This window comes from Microcoleus sp. B9-D4, from assembly GCF_036705105.1.
In the GTDB taxonomy this organism is placed as follows: domain Bacteria; phylum Cyanobacteriota; class Cyanobacteriia; order Cyanobacteriales; family Microcoleaceae; genus Microcoleus.
Genome location: NZ_JAUBTS010000001.1, coordinates 296,413 through 320,919 on the forward strand (window position 1 = coordinate 296,413; position 24,507 = coordinate 320,919).

At 45.2% G+C, this 24,507-nt stretch carries 17 protein-coding genes; 11 read left to right on the plus strand and 6 right to left on the minus strand.

Annotated features, from left to right (window positions below; all coding sequences use genetic code 11):
* Positions 1-253: 253 nt before the first annotated feature.
* The 4 genes from QUB24_RS01200 to QUB24_RS01215 all read left to right on the plus strand — a co-directional run bounded on the left by QUB24_RS01200 (position 254) and on the right by QUB24_RS01215 (position 8,961).
* Positions 254-403, plus strand: coding sequence for an isochorismate synthase (locus QUB24_RS01200; protein ID WP_333056328.1), 150 nt, complete (start codon positions 254-256; stop codon positions 401-403).
* Positions 404-1,421: 1,018 nt separating this feature from the next.
* Positions 1,422-3,209 (plus strand): NHLP bacteriocin system secretion protein, encoded by a 1,788-nt coding sequence (locus QUB24_RS01205; protein WP_333149816.1) that lies wholly within the window; start codon positions 1,422-1,424, stop codon positions 3,207-3,209.
* Positions 3,210-3,484: 275 nt separating this feature from the next.
* Positions 3,485-5,695 carry an NHLP family bacteriocin export ABC transporter peptidase/permease/ATPase subunit gene (locus tag QUB24_RS01210; RefSeq protein WP_333149818.1) on the plus strand — a complete coding sequence of 737 codons (2,211 nt, stop codon included), beginning with the start codon at positions 3,485-3,487 and terminating at the stop codon, positions 5,693-5,695.
* Between the two features lie 335 nt (positions 5,696-6,030).
* A complete protein-coding gene (locus tag QUB24_RS01215; protein ID WP_333149820.1) occupies positions 6,031-8,961 on the plus strand; it encodes an NHLP bacteriocin export ABC transporter permease/ATPase subunit in 2,931 nt (976 codons plus the stop codon).
* A gap of 361 nt (positions 8,962-9,322) precedes the next feature.
* Here the strand turns inward: QUB24_RS01215 and QUB24_RS01220 are convergent, their stop codons facing one another.
* The 6 genes from QUB24_RS01220 to QUB24_RS01245 form a co-directional block, all read right to left on the minus strand.
* Positions 9,323-9,463 carry a hypothetical protein gene (locus tag QUB24_RS01220; RefSeq protein WP_333149822.1) on the minus strand — a complete coding sequence of 47 codons (141 nt, stop codon included), beginning with the start codon at positions 9,461-9,463 and terminating at the stop codon, positions 9,323-9,325.
* Between the two features lie 123 nt (positions 9,464-9,586).
* Positions 9,587-9,847 carry a hypothetical protein gene (locus QUB24_RS01225; RefSeq protein ID WP_333149824.1) on the minus strand — a complete coding sequence of 87 codons (261 nt, stop codon included), beginning with the start codon at positions 9,845-9,847 and terminating at the stop codon, positions 9,587-9,589.
* A gap of 25 nt (positions 9,848-9,872) precedes the next feature.
* A complete protein-coding gene (locus QUB24_RS01230) occupies positions 9,873-10,121 on the minus strand; it encodes a hypothetical protein (RefSeq protein ID WP_333149827.1) in 249 nt (82 codons plus the stop codon).
* A gap of 64 nt (positions 10,122-10,185) precedes the next feature.
* Positions 10,186-10,416, minus strand: a complete 231-nt coding sequence (locus QUB24_RS01235; RefSeq protein ID WP_333149829.1) for a hypothetical protein — start codon at positions 10,414-10,416, stop codon at positions 10,186-10,188.
* Positions 10,417-10,492: 76 nt separating this feature from the next.
* Entirely contained in the window at positions 10,493-10,705 is a 213-nt protein-coding gene (locus QUB24_RS01240; RefSeq protein ID WP_333149831.1) for a hypothetical protein, read from the minus strand.
* 46 nt (positions 10,706-10,751) lie between these two features.
* Positions 10,752-11,147 (minus strand): Nif11-like leader peptide family natural product precursor, encoded by a 396-nt coding sequence (locus QUB24_RS01245; protein WP_333149834.1) that lies wholly within the window; start codon positions 11,145-11,147, stop codon positions 10,752-10,754.
* Positions 11,148-11,550: 403 nt separating this feature from the next.
* Here QUB24_RS01245 and QUB24_RS01250 point away from each other — a divergent pair, with 403 nt between their 5' ends.
* From QUB24_RS01250 to QUB24_RS01280, 7 genes are all read left to right on the plus strand, one after another.
* Positions 11,551-11,973, plus strand: a complete 423-nt coding sequence (locus tag QUB24_RS01250; RefSeq protein ID WP_333149836.1) for a hypothetical protein — start codon at positions 11,551-11,553, stop codon at positions 11,971-11,973.
* Between the two features lie 74 nt (positions 11,974-12,047).
* Positions 12,048-12,263, plus strand: coding sequence for a hypothetical protein (locus QUB24_RS01255; protein ID WP_333149838.1), 216 nt, complete (start codon positions 12,048-12,050; stop codon positions 12,261-12,263).
* A gap of 76 nt (positions 12,264-12,339) precedes the next feature.
* Positions 12,340-13,308, plus strand: a complete 969-nt coding sequence (locus QUB24_RS01260) for a sulfotransferase (RefSeq protein WP_333149840.1) — start codon at positions 12,340-12,342, stop codon at positions 13,306-13,308.
* Positions 13,309-13,476: 168 nt separating this feature from the next.
* A complete protein-coding gene (locus QUB24_RS01265) occupies positions 13,477-20,220 on the plus strand; it encodes an AAA family ATPase (protein ID WP_333149899.1) in 6,744 nt (2,247 codons plus the stop codon).
* Positions 20,217-21,248 (plus strand): response regulator, encoded by a 1,032-nt coding sequence (locus tag QUB24_RS01270; protein ID WP_333149841.1) that lies wholly within the window; start codon positions 20,217-20,219, stop codon positions 21,246-21,248. The genes QUB24_RS01265 and QUB24_RS01270 overlap by 4 nt, the downstream gene beginning before the upstream one ends.
* A gap of 309 nt (positions 21,249-21,557) precedes the next feature.
* On the plus strand, positions 21,558-22,190 hold the full coding sequence (locus tag QUB24_RS01275) for a response regulator (RefSeq protein WP_445300372.1): 633 nt from the start codon (positions 21,558-21,560) through the stop codon (positions 22,188-22,190).
* Positions 22,191-22,330: 140 nt separating this feature from the next.
* Positions 22,331-24,493 carry a flotillin family protein gene (locus tag QUB24_RS01280; RefSeq protein ID WP_333149843.1) on the plus strand — a complete coding sequence of 721 codons (2,163 nt, stop codon included), beginning with the start codon at positions 22,331-22,333 and terminating at the stop codon, positions 24,491-24,493.
* The last annotated feature ends 14 nt before the right edge of the window (positions 24,494-24,507 follow it).

A 24,507-nucleotide genomic window follows, 5' to 3' on the forward strand; every position in this document is an offset into this window, starting at 1 on the left:
TGCAGCCCTTGAATAGAGTTAGACAACCCGGTTTCTGAGCGTCGGAGGGCGATCCCGACTGCTTGAGTTGAGCAAGGAAAAATCTACCACCAAAAGGTCGATCGTCCAAAAATGCGTAATTTCTCAAACCTTCAGCTTGCTTTATTGTTGCAGACCAATAAGTAATTCAAATAAATATTGCTAAACTCATCCACAGCCCAAAAATCAGAGTAATATTAAAAGTATCAGAACTCAGACAAGAGAGGCAGATTCTATGAATCTTTCTAAATCTTTGGCAAACGCGATGCGTTACGTTTCGGAAGCAGCGGTGCGGATTTTTAGCCCCAGCGATGACAACTATCCCAATAGTGGAGTTCAACCTTTTGAGGGTAAGCTTTCCAAAAGTGCTAAATCCAAAGAATGAACAGCCATTCCCGCCGTTTCTAGCGAGTTCGGCACAGGCATTCAGTTTAACAGTCAACGGTTAACAATTAACTGTTGACTGTTAACTTTTGAGTTTTGATTTTGACTGTTAATAGTAATTGTAGGTGGGGTTTCTCTTCGTTTTACCCAACCTACAATTACCACTCACCAATTACACTGAGCTTTCCCAATGGATAAAAGGCCGATTCAGTGTAGAGTAAGCATTTGAAATGAAGATTTTTGCCCCCGGTTTACTGCGTAGAAATTAGAGAAACACCAAGCAAAACTAGAGCCTTTTGTTGCACTGGGGTTGGTTCAGTGATCTTATCAAAAATCCAACTATATAGCAATCCTTGCAGGAGTCGTAAATGTTTTACCCCACCCCAACTCTCCCCGAACTCGCGGGGAGGGAGTAAGGAATTCACAAATGATTTAAAATTTCTATGTAGCTGAACAAAAACAATTAGCTTTAGAACCAGTGGAGTAATTTGCTGAGCCCCACAATCGGGATTTAGGAATGGTCAAGCGAGCGCCAAAACCTAAAAATCGGCTAATTGCTTCCCCTTTTCCTCCTACTCAACGAAGTCATGAACAGCTTTTCTTCCAACCTCCTTGAACAAATGGCACCATATTTTAAGTTGCTACTTTGATACCTTAGAGTAATTCTACTAATTGACAAAAGTGTTTTTAGCTTAACTGGTGACCAATGTGTAGGCACTGACTGGCTGCGGGCGATACCTAGCCAAAAGTTCGGGTCATTCCCCCGTCTGAAGACTGGCTGTACCCTGGTCTTTTTGTTAGCTGAAAACTCTACTGTTAGGTAGGTCTTACGAGGGTTAATTGTCGTAAAGTGATTTTACAGGCAAGCTGCAAACAGGAGTGAGAACATTCAAGTAATTGCACGGAAGCTTTGAACGTTTGTTGGGAAATTGTTTGGGTCTCAATTGACTTGCAAGGAATTTCCCTTTCAAATACACCCCTGCTTACAGCCGCGATCGCACTCTCGAAAGGAATAGCTGATGCAGGTAAAACAAAACAAACTTTTCACTACTGAAGCGATCGATCGCTTATCTTCACCGGAACGCCTCGACCAAATGATGCAGGTGGTTAGTCCTCGATCGTGGCTGCCACTAACTGCAATTGGCTGTTTAGTTGCTGCTGCGGGGGTTTGGAGTGCGATCGGGCGAATTCCGCTGACTGTTTCCGGTCAAGGCGTGTTGCTTCTGCCCCGCCGAGTCGTGCAATTTCAAGCTGCTAGTTCCGGTCAATTGGTAAAGCTAAATATCAAGCCGGGAGATGTTGTTAAACGGGGTCAGGAAATCGGTAGAATTGATAAACTAGACCTCAAGCAGCAGTTAGAGCAAGAAAAAGCGAAATTAGCCCAACTGCAAGGGCAAAAACAAGATACTAATAAGCTGCAAAAACAGCAAATTGCCCTGGAATTAAAAACCCTAGAACAGCAGCAAAAAGACCTTCAAGAAAGCTTGAATAGGGAGTCAGTTGCACCGATATTGCACCAGCAAAGTATGGCGGCATTAGAGCAAAAACGCCAAAGTTTAGAGGAAAGTTTGCGCCGCGAACAAATTGCGCCGGTACTGCGGCAGCAAACTCTGACAGCATTAGCAGAAAAACGCCAAAGTTTGGAAGAAAGTTTGCGGCGAGAACAAGTTGCGCCGATATTGCGGCAGCAAACTCTGGCCGCGATCGCCAAAAAACGCGAGAGTCTTTTGCAGCGAAAGCAGCACATCACTTCTTTGGTGGAAACTTTGCAGCAGCGGTTTGAAACTCGCCGCGTTCTTTACGAACAAGAGAGGGCGATCAGCGAGGATGTAATGCTGCAAGCGAGACAGGAATTCGCGGACTCTCAGATGCAATTGGCGGATATTGAAACGCAGTTAAAGGAACTCGACGTTCAGAAAACCAATAGCGATCGCGAATTCCTGCAAAATCTCAATAAAATTGACGACCTCAAAAACAGCCGGCAGCAACTCAAGGTAGAAGCTACCAATACCGAACGGGAGTACCTGCAAAATCTCAACCGCCTTAACGAAATTAAAAACAACCTCCAAGAACTTAAAGTTCAGAAAAGTAACACCGAACGGGAGTACCTGCAAAACCTGAATAAAATTGACGAAATCAAAACTAAGATTAAAGACATGGAAACCCAAGCGGTCAAACTAGCTCAACAAGACTTAGAAAAATCGATCGCCCAAACAAATCAAATTCAGGAAGTTAAACGCAAAATTGCCCACTTACAGAATCAGTTGACGGCAGACAGCAAAATTACCAGCCAATATGACGGTCGCGTTTTAGAAGTTAGCGCCGTTGCAGGTCAAATGCTGAACATCGGTACAAGGATCGGGACAGTTGAATCTAAAAATTCTCGCGAAAAAATGGTCAGTCTTGTTTATTTTGCTGACAGAGACGGCAAGCAAATTAAACCGGGAATGACCGTACAAGTTACCCCTAGCGTCGTCAAGCGGGAACGCTACGGCGGCATTGTCGGCAAAGTAACCCAAGTTTCTCCTTTTCCGGTTACTAATCAAGATATGTCGTCAATTATCGGCAATGAAAATTTGGCTGACAGCATCGCAAAAAACATAGCTGGTGGCGGTGCTCCCGTGCAAATATTTGTGGAATTGCAACAAGATCCGAACACTATCAGCGGTTACAAATGGTCTTCATCGAACGGGCCTCCTCTCAAGATTTCCCCCGGTACTACGGCGCTAGTTCGGGTTCAAATCGGGCAGTTAGCGCCGATTTCTTACGTGATTCCTATTTTTCGATCTTTGACTGGGGTTTATTAATTTAGGACTAAGGCCAACTGTCACACTCCCATCGACTTGTAGGGTGCGTCAGACGAAGTTCTAGAATGATTATCGAGGATTTCGGGTAGTAGAGCACCTTACTATTAAACCGACCGTCTCTCTTGTTTATATCGAAGTCTCGATCCCCCCTAACCCCCCTTAACAAGGGGGGGACAAGAGCAGTCTAAGTCCCCCTTATTAAGGGGGATTTAGGGGGAGCGAGACTTCGATATAAACAAGCAAAATTTATTATGGATTTTACCCATTAATAGCCGATGATAATTCCCTGGATTGACAAGTTTTTTATGCCGCGCAAATTAAGGCGAGTTCGTACTCCCACCCTGTTACAAATGGAAGCAGTAGAATGCGGTGCTGCTGCTTTAGGAATTATTTTGAGTTACTGCCAACACCCAGTACCTTTAGCCCAATTGCGAAGCGAGTGCGGCGTTTCTCGCGATGGCAGTAAAGCTTCTAATATCCTTAAAGCAGCCAGAATTTACGGCTTAGATGCTAAAGGGTTTAAAAAAACTGTCGAAGAGTTGAAAACTGTACCCCCACCTTTTATTGTTTTTTGGAATTTCAATCACTTTTTGGTGGTTGAGGGGATTAAGAAAAAGCGCGTTTACCTCAACGATCCCGCATCGGGGCCGAGGACTGTTTCCCTAGAAGAATTTAAGTCTGCTTATACTGGCGTTGTTTTGACTTTTGAGCCTGGGCCTGAGTTTAAAAAGGGTGGGAAAAAACCGAGTATTGCCAGTGCTTTAGATTCCCGATTGCAAAGTTCCCGCTGGGCGATCGCATTTTGTTTAATTGCTGGTTTATTACTGACTGTTCCCCGTTTGGCTGGCGCGGCATTTACCCAAATTTTTGTGGATGAAATTCTCGTCGAAAACCGTCACGAGTGGCTGCGACCTTTAATATTGGGAATGCTGTTTGCGGCGGCAGTCCAAGGGCTGCTAGCGCGGATGCGGCTTTTCTATTTGCGGCGGCTGGCTAACAAGCTTGCGATTTCGATGTCGGGACAGTTTCTCTGGCATACTTTGCGCTTGCCTGTGGGATTTTACGCCCAGCGGTTTGCAGGTGAAATTAGCAGCCGCTGCCAAGTTAATGATAAGGTTGCTGAAATTTTATCGGGGAAACTTGCTGCAACTGTGATCGACGCCGTGATGATGGTTTTCTATGCAATAATTATGGTTATGTACGACTGGGTATTGACCAGTGTTGCCGCTGTTTTTGCAGCCTTAAACTTTTTAGCCCTGCAATCCTTATCCCGCAGCCGCGTCGATGCTAACACCAGATTAGCTCAGGAAACAGGTAAGGTTGGCGGTGCTGCAATTGCCGGCATTCAATCTATAGAAACTGTCAAAGCTAGCGGTTTAGAATTCGATTTATTTTCTAAGTTTGCCGGGTACTATGCCAAAATGAGCAACGCCCAGCAAGAATTGGCTTTGCCCACTCAAATATTGTCAATATTACCAGCCTTTTTAACGGCATTAGCTGCAACTGCTATCTTAGTTGTCGGGGGCTTGCGGGTGATGAACGGGGGGTTGAGTATCGGGATGTTAATTGCCTATCAAAGTCTCACTCAACAATTCCTCCGACCCGTCAACAATCTGGTCAATTTTGGCAGCACTCTGCAAGAATTAGAAGCCGATTTAAACCGACTTGATGACGTTCTGCAAAACCCGATCGATCCAGAAGCAGACCGCGATTCTTTTAATAGTGGAAACGGCCGCGCCGCCCTTGCACCAGATTCTTTTCACCTGCAAGGAAGCATTGAATTGCGCGGTGTCAGTTTTGGCTACAGCCGCTTGGAAGCGCCGCTAATTGAAAACTTGAACTTAACCGTAAAACCGGGTCAGCGGGTAGCGTTAGTGGGGGGCAGCGGTTCTGGCAAATCTACTATTGCAAAACTTGTTACCGGGCTTTACGAACCAATGAATGGCGAAATTTTATTTGACGGGGTTCCTCGCAATTTGATTCCCCGTTCTATCCTAGCAAATTCGCTGGCAATGGTCGAACAAGAGATATTTCTATTTGCCGGCACTGTTCGGGAAAATCTCACGCTTTGGGACCCGACAGTACCGGAAGCAGATTTAGTGCAAGCGTGCATTGATGCGGCAATTCACGAACTTATTTTGAATATGCCGGGAGGATACGATGCTCAACTCAATGAAGGGGGAACAAATATGAGCGGCGGACAGCGGCAACGTTTGGAAATTGCCAGGGCTTTAGTAAGAAATCCGGCGGTGTTGGTGTTGGATGAAGCAACGAGTGCTCTGGATGCTGAAACTGAGTTAATTATCGATCGCAATTTGAGGCGTCGCGGTACTTCTTGTATTGTGGTTGCTCACCGTTTGAGCACGATTCGAGATTGCGATGAAATTATTATGCTAGCAGGGGGGAAAGTAGTTCAGAGAGGCACTCATGAGGAGTTGCAAAAGCTGGGAGGAGCTTATGCTCTTTTGGTTGGGAACGAACAATAAACAGAAATACCGAACTTTTCAGGTAAGGTATATAGCTCTTGTAGGGACACAGGAATACCCATTGGTGTCACCTTAACGTGTCAGCCCGCCAACCCGGTAGTCCGCCAGGGAATGAATTCCCTGTCTAATAGCTAAAGTCCTCTGAAGAGGACTGAAATGAATGATGGTTTGATTTGGCTATTCAGTCGGTTAAAACCGACTTTAGCTATGAGACGGGGATTTTAATCCCTGGCGGATCAGTGGATTAGCCCGATCAATTCGATCGGACTGTCTTCTTTGAGGCAGGGGTTTAAACCCCTGCCGGACTTGATATTACTAATCACAAATTACTAGCTATGCTCGATCTAAATCCTGTTAAGAAACTGCACCGAATTAAAGGAAATGAACCGCTGCTGCTGAATGACCCCGATCGCGCGTGGATTGTTCGATCCTCTTCGAGGGCTTCGCTAACGGGCGCGATCGCACTTTTTGCAGCCCAGATACAAAGTGAGAAACCTGCGGGCGATCGCCATTATCTGTTCAGCGTCAGTGCAGGCGAGGCTTTGTTCGGTACGGCCCTGGGGGATGGCTGGGGACTTCTGGCGATCGCGATCGCCGAAACGGAACTGGAACCGATCGCGATCGCAGATTGTGCCGCTTTAGTTGCTGCTGGTGACGGCAAAACGCGATCGCTTGTGGAAGGGTGGATACAGCGTTTGGGAGAACGAGTGATTCCCTACGGGATAGATCGGCTTCACGCCCCGGAGGAAATAGTTGCCCCAGAAACTGTTGTTTTAGCAGCCTCGCAGCAGATATCGCTAATTCCCGGTCAAATTCTGCGATCGCCTCCGGGAACAGTTGTCTGGGTGCAGGTGCGATCGGGCGATGCGAGTGTCGGGGAATTGAAGTTAAATTCCGCTTCCCCAGCATTTCCTTTGGCTGGGAATATGCTGCTGGTGGCATCCGGGGAAGTTGAAGTGCAAATTTTCTCAACAGCAGAGGTGGAAAATGCCGACTGGCTGCGCCCGAGTTTAGCTTTGCTGCACGAGTATTTCTGCTGCTGCTTGAACTTGCTGGTTTCCCAGCAAAAAGCCGAGGAATTCCGCCGATTTCAGGAACGAGAACAGCTAAACCGCCAAGTAACTCAGACAGCTTTGGGAGAGTTAACCGAGGTGCTGCATCCCCGGAAAACTGCCTTGTTTGAGGAAGGAACGCCTCTGTTAATCGCTGCTGGGGCTGTAGGTAAGGCACAAAGTATAACCGTCAATCCCCCGGCGGGTTCCGAAGACTTGAGTCGAGTTAAAGATCCGATGGAGGCGATCGCGCGATCGTCCCAATTTCGCACCCGCCGCGTGCTGTTGACCGGGGATTGGTGGCGCCAAAACTGCGGCCCGCTGCTTGCTTATACAAAGTTAGAAAATCGACCAGTAGCTTTATTGCCTGGTAAGGGATCTCGGTATACTTTGTTCGACCCGATCGACCGCAGCCGCCAACGGGTAACGAAAGCAGTAGCCCAACAGTTGTCGCCAGAAACTCAAATGTTTTACCGACCCCTGCCGCTATTGCTTCGCAACGCTGCGGAACTGTTTCGGTTCGGGACGAAGGGTTACGAAAAAGACATTATCGTTGCTTTCGGGCTGGGGATATTGGGAACGCTGCTGGGGATGGTGACGCCGCAAGCCACCTCGATTTTGGTCAATGATGCCATTCCCGACAGCGATCGCGTTTTACTGTGGCAGCTAGGGCTGGTGTTGTTAGTTGCCGCGATCGGACGGGCTGTATTTAGCATCGCCCAAACAATTCTGACGCTGCGGATCGAAAATGCTGCCAGCGGCACTCTCCAGCCGGCAGTTTGGGATCGATTGCTGAGATTAAAACCGGCATTTTTTCGCAGCTATTCCTCTGGCGACTTGCTGACTCGCTTATTAGCAGTTAATCAAATTCGCGCCCAACTCAGCGGCGCGACGCAGCGGACACTTTTGAGCGCCATATTTTCCCTGCTGAATTTGGGGCTGATGTTTGTTTACAGCCTGCCACTGACTTTAGTCGGAATTGGCTTAACTTTTCTGGCGGTTATAGTAACAGTCACATCGAGCTTGCTCTTAATCCCAAAAGAGCGGAAGATGGAAACGGGAGAAGGCGACATTAACGGGCTGACAGTAGAACTGATTAACGGAGTATCAAAGCTGCGGGTAGCGGCCGCCGAAGGGCGAGCCTTTGCAGCTTGGGCGAAAAAGTACAGCCAGCAAATTAAACTAAGAACTGGAATTAAACGAATTGACGACAGCGTTTCTGTATTTAACGAAGCGCTGCCGTTAGTAAGTTCTATTCTGATGTTTTGGTTTGCAATTGTGTTCATGCAAACCTCTCAAACAGAAGGAGGCGGACTGAATATGGGAACCTTTCTTGCTTTTAATTCCGCCTTCGGCACCTTTCTTTCTGGCGTCACAGATTTGAGCAATACCCTAACTGATATTTTAGGAATTGTACCGCTGTGGGAGCGAGCCAAACCGATCGTCCAGGGAATCCCGGAATCTGACCCGACAAAAGCCGATCCCGGCCGCTTGAAAGGTCAAATTACTGTCGATCGCGCAACTTTCCGCTACCGCGATGACGGCCCCCCAATTTTAGATGATGTCAGCATCAATATTCAACCGGGGGAATTTATCGCGATCGTCGGGCCGTCTGGTAGCGGCAAATCAACATTATTTCGGCTGTTATTGGGATTTGAAATAGCACAAAGCGGCACTGTTTATTACGACAATCAAGATTTAGCAGGCCTCGACGTTCAAGCTGTGCGGCGGCAGTTAGGAGTAGTGCTGCAAAACGGCAGAATTAATGCTGGTTCGATGTTTGACAATATTACCTGCGGGGCGATGGTAACGCAGGAGGAAGCTTGGGAAGCCGCGCAAATGGCCGGTTTAGCAGCCGATATCGAACAAATGCCGATGGGAATGCACACGGTTGTCAGCGAGGGTGGCACGAATCTTTCGGGAGGACAGCGGCAGAGATTGTTAATTGCCCGCGCGATGGTTGTCAAACCAAAGGTTATCCTGATGGATGAAGCTACGAGTGCTTTGGACAACCGCACGCAGGCGATCGTTACTGAGAGTTTGGATAAGTTGAATGTGACGCGAGTTGTCATCGCCCACCGCTTGAGTACGATTCGCAATGCCGATCGCATTTATGTGCTTGAAGCAGGCCGTTTGGTGGAGGTTGGTTCCTTTAAAGAATTGATCGAACAGGGAGGATTATTTGCGAGATTAGTTGAGCGGCAGTTAGAGTAATGTAAGCACGATTTCACAAACCCGTAGGGGCGGGTTCACCAACAATATCTGGCAAAAATATACAATTTCGTAAACCCGCCCCCACCCACCAACAATACCAATGTACCGCTAATTTATGGGATAAAATGTTGAGGTAAATCCAACCCGTAGGGGCGGGTTCACCAACCATCTCTGGCAAAAATCAACAATCTCGTAAACCCGCCCCACCCCACCAACAATACAAATGTACCGCTAATTTATTGGGAAATGTTGATGTAAATCAAGGCGGGGGAGGGCGGGTTTATGGAATTGTTCGATCGGTCCGAGAGATTTCGGTGAACCCGCCCCTACAGCCATCACTATGAATCGAGCCAAATTAGGCTTATTCTTTGGTCAGCAAATCGGGCAGCCACAACAAAATTAGCAATAGCAAGCAGGCGATAACTAAGCCAACGCTAAATATTGTAGCGTTGCCCGTATCGGGGGTTTGCTGCATCAGGTATAGTGGCTGTATTGCATCCATATTTTCTATAGAGTGGGATTGCTATAGTTGTCATTATTCCACGGAAAAGCAATCGCATACTCTGCGATTGCTTTTCAAATTTTAGCCCGATCGCTCCCGTGGCAGTTGGCAATTATAAGCCGCTCATTTCCGATTGCCAACTGCGCGCGACGCTGCTTCTATTAAGTGCAAAGATATCAGCCCCATATCGGGATATTTTGCATTGGTTGTGACAACGCGCATCCCGGCAGCCCGAGCTCGATCGGCCATATCGGAACGGCCGCCCGCGAGAGCGTCTAATTCCAAGTCATTCAATTCTCGATCGGTTGAATTTTCCAGTGCGGATGCTGTGAGTTTCGACGACTCGGACGGTAATTCTTGCGAAAATTGATTGTTGCTTTCCATCAGATATTTCCTCCTTTAAGTTGTGTTAGGAACTCAAAAAATCAAACACATTCATAGGGATTGTCAAGCGCGGTTTAAATGGGAGTGGTTGGCTGGTTGCGATCACAGGGATACCGGCAGCCCGAGCTCGATCGGCCCCATCGGAACAGCCGCCCGCGATCGCATCTAATTCCAAGTCGTTCAATTCTTGATTAGTTAAATTATCCGATTCGGATGCTGCGATTTGGGACGACTCGGATGGTAATTCTTGCGAAAATTGATTGTTGCTTTCCATCAGATGTTTCCTCCTTAGATGTTTAAACTCAGCAGAAGCGCGATCGCTTCTAGTTACAAGCAGTTCATTGCTTCTGTCCGTAATAGGACTGCATTGCTTCAATTAATTTCATGGACGGGCCCGGACCATATTTGGGCCTTGGGCCGCTGACCGTGATAGTACGCATACCGCCTGCGATCGCATCTAATTCCAAATCGTTCAATTCTCGATCGGTTGAGTTGTCCGGTGCGGATTCTGCGATCGCGGACGACTCGGACGGTACTTCTTGTTGCAAAGATTGATTGTTGCTTTCCATCAGATGTTTTCTCCTGACATAATTAGTGAATTTTGCTTCCAAAAGCGATCGCAGCAACTCCTAGCAAAGTTGCCTGCTATCCAACCTTTTTACCCACTACTGCCTCATAATTTCTCGGAGAGAAACGGGGGATATTATGCCAATCTTGAAACATAAAACCCATACCGCCTGCGATCGCATCTAATTCCGTATCGTTCAATTCTTCAGCGACAGGATTTGCTGGCGGCTGTTGCGGCCCCACGGCAGAATCTTGCTCAACTTCTTGGGAAAACTGATTAGTGCTGTCCATCTGATTGCTCCTTTTAATTTCGGTATTGGATTCAGAAAAAGATTGCCTACAGTCCAGGAGTAAAGGCACCTGCGACAGCCCCAGCAATAAGTCCTTTTTCAGCTTCCTTAATGGGGTCTTCTCCTGTTAAAAGGCCGGCAAAAAATCCACCTATTGCACCTAGCAATCCTCCTATAACAGGTCCAGCGCCGGCAACAGCCTCCAATTCACTGTCAGACAACTCGCCTGAAGTCTCTGACTGACTCTGATGCTGGGCAGTCACCGACTCCAGCCACTCAGAAACGTCTGTTGGGGAGAAACTGTAGCTTTTTTCTTTGCCAAGGGCTATCGCTGTATCGATTAAGCTTTCCCGATCCGTTACCGATTGGAACTGTAGCTGGAGTTCGGGATCTTGCGAGACTTTTTGAAAAAAATGATTGACGCTTTCAAATTCAAAAGACATGAGATTTTCTCCTGACTTAATTGTTAAGGAAGTAACTCCTTATTTATTTTTTCCAGCTAAGCTAGTGCTGGTCTTTGCGTAAATTTAGTTTATGAAATTTCCCGGCTAAAGTAGCTAGCTTAAAGTTTAGTTTTTCTCCTAAAAAAATTAGCTAGCTTGAACTAACATTTAGTTGAGGAGATTACCTGAACTTTTGGCTAGGTATCGATACGTGTGGCAGTCTTTGGATAGTAGTTTAAGGCGACACCTGAACAAAAGTACAGGTTGTCGATCCGACATAAGATTAGTTGCAAACCGATCGTTCGGTTAATTTAAAACTCAACTTAAAGAGAGTTTTTTGGGAGTATCTTTATAGGATAAAAGTTGTACATAGAAGAGATAATTTATTGAGGGAACAATAAAAATGAAAAAATCAGGGTTTTTATCTAGGTCTCTAGCGTGTGTGGGACTGACTTTTGCATCTATGTTCAATTTTGTGCTAGCTGCACCTGTGCCAGATGGAGCAACTAAATGCAAAACACGGGAAAACGGAGCACAATATCGTTGTGCTAAGGATAACTATCAGGCTGATACACTTCAAATTATCAATGTAAGTGGTGAAAAAGTCTGGTTTGATGCTGATAAATGGGTAAGTTTCTGCGGTAGGTCGGGACACTTTTTGGGTAAAGACATAGTTGCTTTAGATCCAGGTAAATCAAAAGAAATTTCTTTTCCATCTGCTGCCAATGGAGAATGTAGAGAGATTTTCATTATGAATTGTAGGAAAGATAGTGCCACTGATAAGGCTATCGCTTGTCCTGAATCTCTCAAAATAGTCATCAAATAATTCTTCAAGTGCGATCGCCTAGCTTGTAGGGTGCGTTGCTAGCGATCGCCTAAAACAAACCCGTGGATTGAGACTTGCTTCAAAATAAGACAACCGAACTGCTATATGTAATGTTCAGCGTCGTTGCTAAAGTTCGATCCGCAATTGTGAAAGTCCTCACCCAAGAGTCGTATAAACAAAGGGCGATCGAGATGCAAGGGGCGATCGGGCGATCGGGAGGAACTAAGCGCGCCGCTGACATTATCGAACAAGTTGTCTTGACTGGGAAACCTGTTTTAGCTGAAAAATAATACCTTTTAGAAACGCCTCGATATTTTGAGGATTGGCTGATTTTAACTAACCATAAAAATACAAAAACGCAAAAATATGCAAGTCACAACAATCAACAATATTCCCGATGAACCCTACCTTGACTTGCTAGGAAAAGTCGATTTTAATCCTATTTTTATTATGGGAGACCATCGATCGGGAACAACGGTCTTCTATCAAATATTGGTAGCAACTGAGTGCTTTAACTACCTCAAGGCTGCTCACATCATCAAATACGATAGAATTTTGGATGACCGTATAAATGGAACACAGGAGCAAACTCGTCAAGAGTTGGAAAATTTGTTTAAATCCTTGGAAATTAGCGATCGCCAATTCGATAAAGTCAAGCCTACTCCCGATTTACCAGAAGAGTATGGATTTATTCTCAGAAATGCTGGCTATGAGTCTTACTTGAACCCTGAAAATCTGCTTTTGTTTTCGCAACTCTGTCAGAAAATTCAATTTACTTCCAATTCAGACAAACCTCTCTTGCTCAAAAATCCCTGGTGTTTTCCCCACTTTATGTATATCAAGAGTGTTTTACCTAAAGCTAAGTTTGTGTTTATTCACCGACATCCAATCCATGTGATTAATTCTAAGTTAAAAACTGTGCGCTTGATTTTTTCTGTTGCAAGTCCCTACACGCAGCTAATTTCTAAGCGGTATGGCAAGATATTCGACAACCCCATGCTGCGTTTGCTCTTTCGGATTAAGTATTCGAGTTTATTTGGCTTGGGGGTACGTCAAGTGACTCAAACATCTCTGCTAGCGACGACTTATTATTTGGAAAATATTCGATCGCTGCCAACAACCGATTACATATCTATTAAGTATGAGGATTTATGTCAATCCCCAGAGTCAACTATCCTGAAGGTTTTGGAGTTTCTTCAATTAGAAGCAAAAACTACTGTAGATTATGAAAGATCGATCGCACCTCGTCCCGTGAATTTATTGCCAGAAGTGGAAAATAGCTATGATGAAATCTGCCGGAAACTCCAACCGTATCTCGTCCATTGCGGTTATTAGGAATTGCGCATCAAACCAAAGAAACCGGGTTTTTTGCTGAATCTGCGGGTTGCAACGAAGGATTTTGCTAAAAAACCCGGTTTCTGACACAATCTCAAATCGACTCACCTCTTGTGTAAGAAACAGATTTATGCTATGTTCGACCCCACAGTTGACAGGGGTATCAATATGCTGAATCTTCCCGGCGTTTCAGTTACAAAGCTGATCTACGAAAGCGCAAACTCCCTAGTTTACCGAGGATTCCGACAACGGGACCATCGACCCGTCGTCCTCAAAATCCTTAAAGAAAATTATCCCACACCCCAAGAACTCGCCCGCTACCGCACAGAGTATAAAATTACACAATCTCTGAACATGAGTGGTTGTATAAAAGCTGACGATTTGCAGCAATATCAAAACACGCTGGTGATGTTTGTGGAGGATTTTGGCGGCGAATCCTTGAAAATTTGGATGCAGCAGCAAAAATTTAGTATTGAAGAATTCTTGCGAATTGCGATCGCCACTACAGAAAGTTTACAACAAATTCACAGCGCCCACATCATTCACAAAGACATTAACCCTTCAAATATTGTCTTCAATCCAGCTAGTGGCGAACTCAAAATTATCGATTTTGGCATTTCCACGCAGTTAACGCGCGAGAATTACACCATCAAAAATCCCAACATTTTAGAGGGAACTCTTGCTTATATGTCGCCGGAACAAACCTGCAGAATGAACCGCAGTCTAGATTACCGCACGGATTTTTATTCCCTGGGGGCTACCTTTTACGAACTGCTGACAAACAAATTGCCTTTTGACACTCAGGATGTGCTGGAATTGGTACACAGTCATCTCGCTAAACAGCCGTTATCTCCATCTCAGGTGAATCCCGAAATTCCGCAAATTGTTTCCGATATTGTGATGAAGTTGATGGGGAAAAATGCTGAGGAACGCTATCAAAGTGCGATCGGAATTAAAGCGGATTTAGAAGAATGTTTAAATCAACTGCATAGCGCTAACAATATATCCTTTTTTTCGCTAGGATGTCAAGATATTTCTGATCGGTTTCAAATTCCGCAAAAACTTTATGGCAGAGAGCGAGAAATTGATAGTTTACTAACAGCTTTTGAAACAGTCTGCAGTCACAGGCAAGATGCCTGTGCCACCAGCAGTCACAGGCAAGATGCCTGTGCCACCAGCAGTCACAGGCAAGATGCCTGTGCCACAAGTGGACATGGGGAAGATGCCTGTGCCACCAGCAGTCACAGGCAAGATGCCTGTGCCACAAGCTCAATGATGCTGATTTCGGGATATTCTGGTATCGGCAAATCAGCTTTGGTGCAAGAATTATACAAACCGATTACTCAACAGCGCGGTTATTTTATATCCGGGAAATTTGACCAATATCAGCGCAACATTCCCTACAGCGCAATTGTCAGCGCTTTTCAGGATTTAGCCAAACAACTGTTGACAGAAAGCGAAGCGCAACTTAAAGAATGGCGGGAAAAATTATTAGACGCATTGGGAATCAACGGTCAAGTCATGATTGATGTAATTCCTGAAATTGAATTAATTATCGGCAAGCAACCTGCGCCGCCAGAATTGGGTGCGGCTGAAGCGGAAAATCGCTTTAATTTTGTGTTTCAAAACTTCATTAAAGTTTTTACCAAACCCGAACATCCTCTGACAATATTTATCGATGATTTGCAGTGGGCTGACGGGGCATCTCTGAAACTTATGCAACTGCTGATGAGCGCTTCGTCAACGGGACTGTTTTTAATTGGGGCTTATCGGGATAACGAAGTTTCTGCTGCTCATCCGTTAATGCTAACAATTGAAGAGATTGTCAAAACAGGGGCAAAGGTCGATCGCATTTTCCTGTCACCTTTGGATTTATCCTCTGTTACTCAACTGATTTCTGATGCCCTGAATTGCCCGGAAGCAAGAATCAACTCCCTTGCCGAATTAGTGTTTTTCAAAACGGGCGGAAATCCTTTCTTTATGAATGAATTTCTCAAATCGCTTTATACAGAAGGACTCTTACAATTTGACTTTACCCCCAGGGCTGTTTCGGGGCAACCACGGGGGGATTGCCCCTACGAAAAACCAGGGTTTTGTAGGGGCGGTGCCCCCGTGCCCGCCCAGCCGATAGACTATCGGGTAGGGGTTTCAGATATGGGGGCAACCACGGGAGAATTGCCGCTACAAGAGAATGAAGCAGCCCAGCCTTACCAAGGGGGGACACAGGGGAGTTGGCAGTGGGATTTAGAGGAAATTCAAGCGAGGAATTTCACTGATAATGTTGTCGAGTTGATGGCTGACAAAATTAAACAACTGCCCGATAATACGCAGGAAACTTTAAAGATAGCAGCCTGCATTGGCAATCAATTCGATGTGAAAACATTAGCCTCACTTTGCGAAAAATCTGTGGGACAAACGGCGGAGGATTTGTACGCAGCCGTTGCTGAAAATTTAGTCGTGTTGCTGGGGAATATGGGAGATGTGGAATTAGAAATTGCAGGGAAATTACCCAGTAGCCAATCCGTAGAATACAAATTTGTCCATGACAGAATTCAGCAAGCTGCTTATTCCCTGATTTCCGAAGAAGATAAGCCGGTGGTTCACCATCAAATAGGAAAACTGCTGCTGCAAAATACCCTCGCAGATGACAGGCAAGATGCCTGTCCCACAGAAGAACAAATCTTTGACATTGTTAATCAACTCAATTTCGGCTGCGAGCTAATTTTCCATCAAACAGAAAGAGATGAACTGGCTCAGTTAAATCTGATGGCGGGCAAAAAAGCCAAGGCATCGGCAGCTTATCAGTCAGCTTTCACCTATCTGCAAACGGGGATAAATTTGCTAGCAGAAAACGCTTGGCTGGTGCAATACCAGCTAAGTTTGCAACTGCATCAAGAAGCCGCAGAGCTAGCTTACATAGTGGGCGATTTTGAGCATATGGAAAGTTTAGGGAACCTCGTGCTAACAAATGCTAAAACAGTGCTCGATCGCGTCAAAACGATCGAGGTAAAAATGGGTACTCATGCTGCCCAAAATCAACTAGATATGGCAATTAATATGGGGCTAAAAATTCTGAGGCAGTTGGGAGTCAAACTGCCCGCAAAGCCTAACAATCTAGATAGCCTAATCGGATTGCTGGAAGTTAAGTTAACCCTAGCTGGGAAACGCATTGAGGATTTAGCCAATCTACCTCAAGGAAGCGATCCTGCTAAACAAGCTGCACTGCGTATCTTGTCATTTATGGCTACTGTCGCCTATGGCGTTGCCCCTCAACTGATGCCTTTAATTGTGTTTAAGCAGGTGATTGTATCTGTAAAGTATGGCAACTATCCTGAGTCTCTCCATGCTTATGCAGTTTATGGATTAATTTTGTGCGGAGTGGTGGGAGATATTGAAGGTGGTTATAAATTTGGTCAGCTAGCATTGACGATGTTGGAGCAATTTGGTAAGCCAGAATTAAAAACTAAAGTCCTTCTTCCATTTAATGACTTCATCCGTCATTGGAAAGCGCCAGCTAAAGAAACGTTGCCATCTTTGTTGGAGGCTTACAAAAGCGGATTGGAAACAGGACAAGTGGAAGAACGTGCTTGTGCGTCTCAAACTTACTGCGGTTATTCGTACCTCTTCGGCGCTGAATTGTCAGGGCTGGAAGGCGATATTGCTACTTATGGCGAGGCAATAGAACAATCAAAATATGACCCGATTATTTGGCAGATTAAACCTTTACAGCAGTCGGTTTTTAATTTATTAGGTAAGTCGGAAAATCCCTGCTATTTAATTGGGGATGCCTATGATGAGCGGACTGCGCTATCACTGTTAACGGAAGCTAACGATCGCACTTCGATTTTTGCCCTGCATTTTTATAAAATGATTCTCTGTTATTTATTCGGGCAATATGCTGAAGCGGTATCAAATGCAGCTTCCACAATGCAGTATGTAGATAGTGCCGCTGGAACTCTGCAAGTATCCTACTGTTATTTTTATGAATCGCTGGCTCAGCTTTCGTTCTATTCTAATGCTTCTTTTGACCAGCAAAAGCACTGTTTAAAAAAAGTCACGGCTAATCAGAAAAAAATGAAAAAATGGGCGCATCACGCTCCGATGAATCACTTGCACAAATTTAATTTAGTTGAGGCAGAAAGATATCGGGTTATTGGTAAAGATGCACGAGCGATCGACTATTACGATCGCGCAATTTCCCTCGCCAAAGAAAACGAGTACATCCACGAAGTCGCCCTCGCTTACGAACTCGCTGCCAAGTTCTATTTATCCAGGGGGAAAGAATTAACAGCCAAATCTTATATGCAGGAAGCTCGTTACTGCTACCAGCTATGGGGTGCAGCGGCTAAAGTCAAAGATTTAGAAACTCGATATCCGCAGTTATTTACGATCGAGCGACCTACGAATAAAAGCATTTCAACCACTACATCAACTACGGGCAGCCGTTCTAGTTCTTCCTTAGATATCGCTACAGTCATGAAAGCTTCAGAGGCAATTTCTGGCGAAATCGTACAGGATAAATTACTGTCCCGATTGATGAAAAATTTGATTGAAAATGTCGGCGCTCAAAAAGGATATTTGATTTTAGAAACCCAAGGGAAATTGCTGATTGAAGCGGAAGGTGTAATTAATGATGAACGGATAAGAGTGTTGCAATCTGAGCCTATTGAAAATTGCCAGGAAGTTTCCGAAGCTATTATCAATTATGTCGCTCGAACCCAAGAAAATTTAGTGTTAAATGATGCCACTCGTGAAGGTAACTTTACGAATGACCCTTACATCAAAGCACGTCAGCCCAAGTCTATTTTGTGTGCTGCTTTGATGAATCAAGGTCAACTGGCTGCTATTGTTTATCTCGAAAATAACCTTACCGCACAAGCTTTTACTCCCGATCGCCTGGAAGTTTTGCAATTGTTATCGGGACAAGCCGCGATCGCACTTACCAATGCTAAACTCTACGCGGAAGTCAAGGAACGCGAAAACCGACTGACTCAATTTATCGACGCTATGCCGATCGGGGTAACAGTGCATGACACCACCGGACAAATTACCTATGCAAATCAGACAGCACATCAACTAAGTGCCATTCCCACAATACCCGAAGCCAATACTGAGGAATTAGCAGAAACTTATCAACTTTATCTCGCGGGAACAAACGAGTTATATCCCACCGCACAAATGCCAATCGTGCGTTCTCTGGCGGGTGAAACTGTTAAACTAGATGATATGGAGTTTCACCGACCTGATAAGATTGTTTCCTTGGAAGTTTCCAGCACTCCAATTGTGGATGAAACGGGTAAAATTAATTATGCGATCGCCACATTTCAAGACATCACCGATCGCAAACAAGCCGAAAAAGTTTTAGCTGATTACAACCGCACTTTAGAACAGCAAGTGAGCGATCGCACTCTCGAACTCCAGCGGGAAATTATCGAGCGACAACGAGCCGAAGACGCAGCACAAGAAGCCAACCGAGCAAAAAGTACATTCCTCGCAAATATGAGCCACGAATTGCGGACTCCCCTCAATGCAATTCTCGGATTTTCCCAATTAATGAATCGCGGTTCTACCCTATTGCAGGAACAGCAAGAACACCTGAGTATTATCACCCGCAGCGGAGAACATTTGCTCGAACTGATTAACCAAGTATTAGATTTGTCCAAAATAGAAGCGGGACGCGCGACGCTCAACGAGACAATTTTTGACCTCCACCGCCTGCTGGACGACATCGAAAATATGTTCCAACTTCCGGCACAAAATAAGGGATTGCAGTTATTAGTAGAGCGGATGCCAGACGTTCCCCAATATGTGCGAACTGATGAAATAAAATTGCGCCAAATCTTGATTAACCTGCTTTCTAACGCGATTAAATTCACATCCGAAGGCGGCATTTATGTAAAGATTAAAAATCCCGATTTTGCTCATAAAATCTACTTTGAGGTTGAAGACACGGGAGCGGGAATTGATGTTAGTGAATTAGACAAGCTTTTTGAAGCTTTTGTTCAAACCAAAACCGGGGAAGAATCGCAACAAGGAACAGGATTAGGTTTAACGATCGCACGTTCTTTTGTACACTTAATGGGCGGTGAAATGACAGTCAGTTCTCGTGCGGGAGGCGGTACTATTTTCAAATTTGACATTAAAGTTAATCCAGTTGAAAAAGCCGATCGCCAACGGGAACAGCCAACCAGACGAGTTATGGCGATCGCGCCCAATCAACCCCGCTATCGAATTCTCGTTGCAGACGACGCTTTTGACAACCGCCAACTGCTGGTTAAACTGCTTTCCGCGATCGGTTTTGAAGTTTACGAAGCCAAAAATGGGAGGGAAGCAATAGAAAAGTGGGAGCAATATTCGCCGCACTTAATCTTTATGGATATGCGGATGCCGGTGATGGATGGGTATGAAGCAACCAAACAAATTAAAGAGGGCAACCACAGGGGGATTGCCCCTACGGAAAACGATGATTTTGTAGGGGTAGTGCCCCCGTGCCTACCCCAGACAGCAATTGTTGCCATAACAGCAAGTAGTTTTGAGGAAGAGAAAGCCGTTGTCCTTTCTATCGGCTGCGATGATTTTATTCGCAAACCATTTAGAGAAGCAAACATATTTGATATTCTGCACAAACATATCGGGGTGCAATTCGTTTTTGAAGAACTAAATGCTGCCCCCAGTTGCACAGAAAATGAAGTAAATGTATTGACAAAAACCGCTTTTTCTGAATTGCCTCCTGAGTTAGTAGCCAATCTTCAGCAAGCCATTAGCAATCTCGATTTAGAACAGATGCAAACAGTCATCAGTCAAATTCGCGAAATCAATCAGCCCTTAGCGAGGGCGAGCGCAGCTTGCATTAAAAATTTTCAGTACGAACAGTTGCTAAATTTAATACACACATTAAGGGATGAGACATGAAGAAAAACCTCGGTTTTACCCGCGAAGAAAGTATTTTAGTGATTGATGATTGTCCTGAGAATTTAAAACTTTTAAGCGGGATACTATCGGCTGCTGGGTATAAAGTTCACCTAGCTCCCAGTGGGAAATTAGCTATAAACTTTATCAATGCCAATTTACCAGACTTAATTTTACTGGATATTATGATGCCTCACATGGATGGCTACGAAGTCTGCGCTCAGCTCAAAGCTACTCCAAAAACTCAAGATATCCCAATAATTTTTATCAGCGCTTTGCAAGAAGTTTTCGATAAGGTAAAAGCATTTTCTGTGGGCGGAATAGACTATATTACAAAACCTTTTCAACAACAAGAAGTTTTAGTGCGCGTGGAAAACCAATTACGTCTAAAAAGGATGTCTAAACAACTCATAGACCAAAATATTCTCGAAGAGCGCAACCGCATGGCGCGGGAAATTCACGACACTTTAGCGCAAACTTTTGCAGGTATTATCATACATTTGGGAGCTGCGGAACGGGTAATATCAGCAAATCCAGAACAAGCACAAGTACACATGAAAACAGTCTGCGAATTGGCTCGCTCTGGCCTTGCTGAAGCGCGGCGATCCGTAGAATCTTTGCGCCCGCAACTGTTAGAAGAGGGCGACTTGTATAGCGCTCTCAACCAAATCGCTAAACAACTGTCATCAGATACTGATACGCACACTATTTTTGAAGTGGTTGGCACGGCATATTCCCTACCATTAGAGGTAGAAAATAACCTGTTGCGGATCGGGCAGGAAGCATTAACAAATATTTTCAAATATGCCAAAGCTACAGCGATCAAAATTGAGTTGGTTTACGAAACATCCAAGTTCCTTTTGCGGGTGAAAGACAACGGAGAGGGATTTGATACAGAAAGTATCTGTTTTAGGAATGGCTTTGGTTTATTGGGCATGAGAGAACGCGCCGATCGCATTAACGCGCAGCTAACTGTAAACAGCCACCCCGGAAACGGAACAGAAGTTATAGTTTCAGTTAATCGCCAGTAAAGTAAGGTGCACATTTCGCACCATATAGCAATCCTAAATAAGTAGTAAATTTTTTACCCCACCCCCACCCTCCCCTTACCAAAGGGAGCGAGTAAGAAATTCACAAATGATTTAGGATGACTATATAGCAATCCTAAATCATTTGCATAATTATTGTAGGGGCAATCCCACGCCCGGTTGCCCGATAGATAGCGGGTAGGCAAAGAAAGGCACTACCCTACAAATTTATCTGAATCATTTAGGATGACTATAGATAGTAAGTTTGTCGTGAGATTTTCAGTTTTTTTTAATAAAATTAACAGGGTAAACATGATTAACCAATCAAATATTATTCGCGTTTTAATTGCCGACGATCATTATATTGTGCGGCAAGGTTTAGTGGCGCTGCTGAATCATGAATCAGATGTTAAAGTTGTGGCGCAAGCAAGCAACGGGCAGGAAGCTGTGACAATGTTTCGCGAATATCAGCCGGATGTAACGCTGATGGATATGCGGATGCCCCAAATGGATGGAGTCGCCGCCATTGCTGCGATTTGTGCGGAGTTTCCCTGCGCGCGGATTGTGGTGCTGACGACTTATGACGGCGATGAAAACATCTATCGCGGATTGCAAGCTGGCGCTAAGGGCTATTTGCTTAAGGATGCGGAACCAGAGGAGCTTTTAGCAGCAATTCGGACTGTTTTTGAGGGTAAAAAGTATATTCCGCTGGCAGTGGGTGTTAAGTTAGCCGATCGCCTGAGTGGGCCTGAACTGAGCGATCGCGAATTAGAAGTCATCCGCCTCATAGTCGCGGGTAAAAGCAACAGCGAGATTAGTGAAGTTTTGCACATCAGCGAAAGTACCGTCAAGTTTCACGTCAACAATATTTTGAGCAAAATGGGAGTTAGCGATCGCACGCAGGCCGCGATTTCCGCATTAAAACGGGGGATTGTCAGCCTGTAGTTTAATTATAAGTATTTTTACTGAGAAATATGACTATTATGACGGCAAATAATGATAAATAAGACCTTAAGTTTTACGCCAAAACTTTTTAGTAAGGCTAAGCTGGAGCTCCTAGGACAAATTAGCCCTGCTCAAAAAAAATGCTTTATTCATTTTTGTCCAAATCTCAAGTCAAAGTCCGCTTTTTAAAACAGTTTGCAGCCGCTGTTTCGGCGTCTTTAGCACTTAGTGCAACAACCAGTTTGAAACCCTCGCCGGTATTAGCAGCTAGCAATATCCCCCCCGCAAATCAAACCTCGACTCAGTTAGTCGCAAAACCTGATTCTAGCTTGCAGTTAGGGCAGTTACGCAGCACTGTTCCGGTGCAGACAATGCAGCTCGATCCGGGCGGATTTATCCCGATCGCGATCGGCGGTATGATAATTATTCTGGTGCTGCCGCTATTTTTTGGCGGATTGGTAGTAATTGGCGATCGGGAAGTTGGCATTGTCAGTAAAAAGTTTAGCTTCGGCGGCAAGTCTTTACCGCCTGGAGATTTAATTGCCTTAAACGGAGAAGCTGGATATCAAGCTGATACTTTGCCCCCCGGTTGGCATTGGGGTTATTGGCCTTTGCAATACAACGTTCGCAAAGAGTCTCTGACTGTAGTTCCCCAAGGTGAAATTGCCCTGATTATCGCAGCAGGTGGTAAGTCAATTCCACCGCAGCGCATCCTCGGCAAAATCACAGACTGTGACAATTTTCAAGATGCTCGCCAATTCCTCAAAGGCGGCGGCGAAAAAGGTAGACAACTAGGCATCTTGACTGGTGGTAGCTATCGAATTAATACAGCATTATTTACAGTAATTACAGCGGCAAATGCTGCCAAACACGGGATGACACCGGAACAATTAAAGCTGTACAGAATTGCCCCAGATAAAGTAGGAATTGTCACAACTTTTGACGGCATTCCAATTCAAGATGGCGAAATTGCCGGCCCGATTATTCCGAATCACGACAACTTCCAAAACGCGCAAAAATTTATCACCGCCGGCGGGCGGCGCGGTTTGCAGGAACAGGTTTTGCTTTCCGGTTCGTGGAACTTAAATCCTTGGTTTGTCGGGGTTGACCAAGTGGCGATGACCGAAATCCCGATCGGCTATGTCGGCGCGGTTATTTCCTATGTCGGCCAAACCTCGGAAGATGTGAGCGGCGCTGCTTTCACTCACGGAAATTTAGTAAATGTCGGCAATAAAGGGGTTTGGGTAACTCCCCTTTATCCGGGGAAACATCCGCTGAACACTCGCATTTTGAAAGTAGAGTTAGTGCCGACTACTAATATAGTATTGAATTGGTCTGGTAAAACAGAAAGGCACAGTTACGATTCTCAACTTTCGTCTTTAACCGTGCGTTCTCAAGACGGTTTTGCCTTTGATTTAGAAGTAGCTCAGATTATTCACGTCGGCGCTTTGGATGCTCCCAAAGTCATCTCTCGCGTCGGTTCGATGCAGAATTTAGTAGACCACGTTTTGCAGCCGACAATTGGCAATTATTTCCGCAATTCGGCTCAAGCTTATTCTGTATTAGATTTTCTCTCCGCAAGAAGTGGCAGGCAAGCGGAAGCAGCCGAGTATATCAAAGCAGCTTTGCGTACCTACGACGTGCAGGCAATTGATACTTTAATCGGGGATATTTTGCCGCCTGCAGAGTTGATGCAAACTCAAACAGATCGCAAAATTGCTGAGGAACAGTGCAAGACTTATGAGGTGCAGCAATTAGCACAAACTCAGCGGCAACAATTGGTGCGGGAAACGGCGCTGGCTGAGATTCAACAAGAGATGGTGAAATCGGAACAAGGCGTGAAGATTTCTGAGTTGAAAGCGAATTCTCAGGTTAAACAAGCTCAAGGTGAAGCTGAGTCGATTCGGGTGAAGGGAAATGCTCAAGCTGAAGCTTATCGCGCGGGTGTTGTGGCTTTGGGTGGTTCCGGTTATACGGCTTTGCAGTTAATGCAAATTATAGGCGATCGCAACGTGCGAGTTGTGCCGGATGTTGCGGTAACAGGCAACGGTAGCGGTGGCGGTTTGGTTGATGGTTTGCTGGGAATGATGATGTGGAATCAAACGGGCAAAAATGGAGAAAATGGCGGGGAGTTACCTGTAGTTAACCTACAGAAATCAGAACCTGCGGCCAAGTTATCGGTAGCCAAGGTGAATTCTGTTAAGCCGTCAGCATCTCGCGCTAATTCCCCTGTTGGGAATTCTGAGTCTGATATTGATGCGCGGTTTGATGAATTGCCGTTTGACGATCGATCTTTTAGTTAGGCTGTGCAGTTTGT

What these genes read in the sequence shown, in the direction of transcription:
- QUB24_RS01200 (WP_333056328.1), top strand. Translation starts at nt 254, where the DNA reads ATGAATCTTTCTAAATCTTTGGCAAACGCGATGCGTTACGTTTCGGAA.
- QUB24_RS01205 (WP_333149816.1), top strand. Translation starts at nt 1,422, where the DNA reads ATGCAGGTAAAACAAAACAAACTTTTCACTACTGAAGCGATCGATCGC.
- QUB24_RS01210 (WP_333149818.1), top strand. Translation starts at nt 3,485, where the DNA reads ATGATAATTCCCTGGATTGACAAGTTTTTTATGCCGCGCAAATTAAGG.
- QUB24_RS01215 (WP_333149820.1), top strand. Translation starts at nt 6,031, where the DNA reads ATGCTCGATCTAAATCCTGTTAAGAAACTGCACCGAATTAAAGGAAAT.
- QUB24_RS01220 (WP_333149822.1), bottom strand. Translation starts at nt 9,463, where the DNA reads ATGGATGCAATACAGCCACTATACCTGATGCAGCAAACCCCCGATACG.
- QUB24_RS01225 (WP_333149824.1), bottom strand. Translation starts at nt 9,847, where the DNA reads ATGGAAAGCAACAATCAATTTTCGCAAGAATTACCGTCCGAGTCGTCG.
- QUB24_RS01230 (WP_333149827.1), bottom strand. Translation starts at nt 10,121, where the DNA reads ATGGAAAGCAACAATCAATTTTCGCAAGAATTACCATCCGAGTCGTCC.
- QUB24_RS01235 (WP_333149829.1), bottom strand. Translation starts at nt 10,416, where the DNA reads ATGGAAAGCAACAATCAATCTTTGCAACAAGAAGTACCGTCCGAGTCG.
- QUB24_RS01240 (WP_333149831.1), bottom strand. Translation starts at nt 10,705, where the DNA reads ATGGACAGCACTAATCAGTTTTCCCAAGAAGTTGAGCAAGATTCTGCC.
- QUB24_RS01245 (WP_333149834.1), bottom strand. Translation starts at nt 11,147, where the DNA reads ATGTCTTTTGAATTTGAAAGCGTCAATCATTTTTTTCAAAAAGTCTCG.
- QUB24_RS01250 (WP_333149836.1), top strand. Translation starts at nt 11,551, where the DNA reads ATGAAAAAATCAGGGTTTTTATCTAGGTCTCTAGCGTGTGTGGGACTG.
- QUB24_RS01260 (WP_333149840.1), top strand. Translation starts at nt 12,340, where the DNA reads ATGCAAGTCACAACAATCAACAATATTCCCGATGAACCCTACCTTGAC.
- QUB24_RS01265 (WP_333149899.1), top strand. Translation starts at nt 13,477, where the DNA reads ATGCTGAATCTTCCCGGCGTTTCAGTTACAAAGCTGATCTACGAAAGC.
- QUB24_RS01270 (WP_333149841.1), top strand. Translation starts at nt 20,217, where the DNA reads ATGAAGAAAAACCTCGGTTTTACCCGCGAAGAAAGTATTTTAGTGATT.
- QUB24_RS01275 (WP_445300372.1), top strand. Translation starts at nt 21,558, where the DNA reads ATGATTAACCAATCAAATATTATTCGCGTTTTAATTGCCGACGATCAT.
- QUB24_RS01280 (WP_333149843.1), top strand. Translation starts at nt 22,331, where the DNA reads ATGCTTTATTCATTTTTGTCCAAATCTCAAGTCAAAGTCCGCTTTTTA.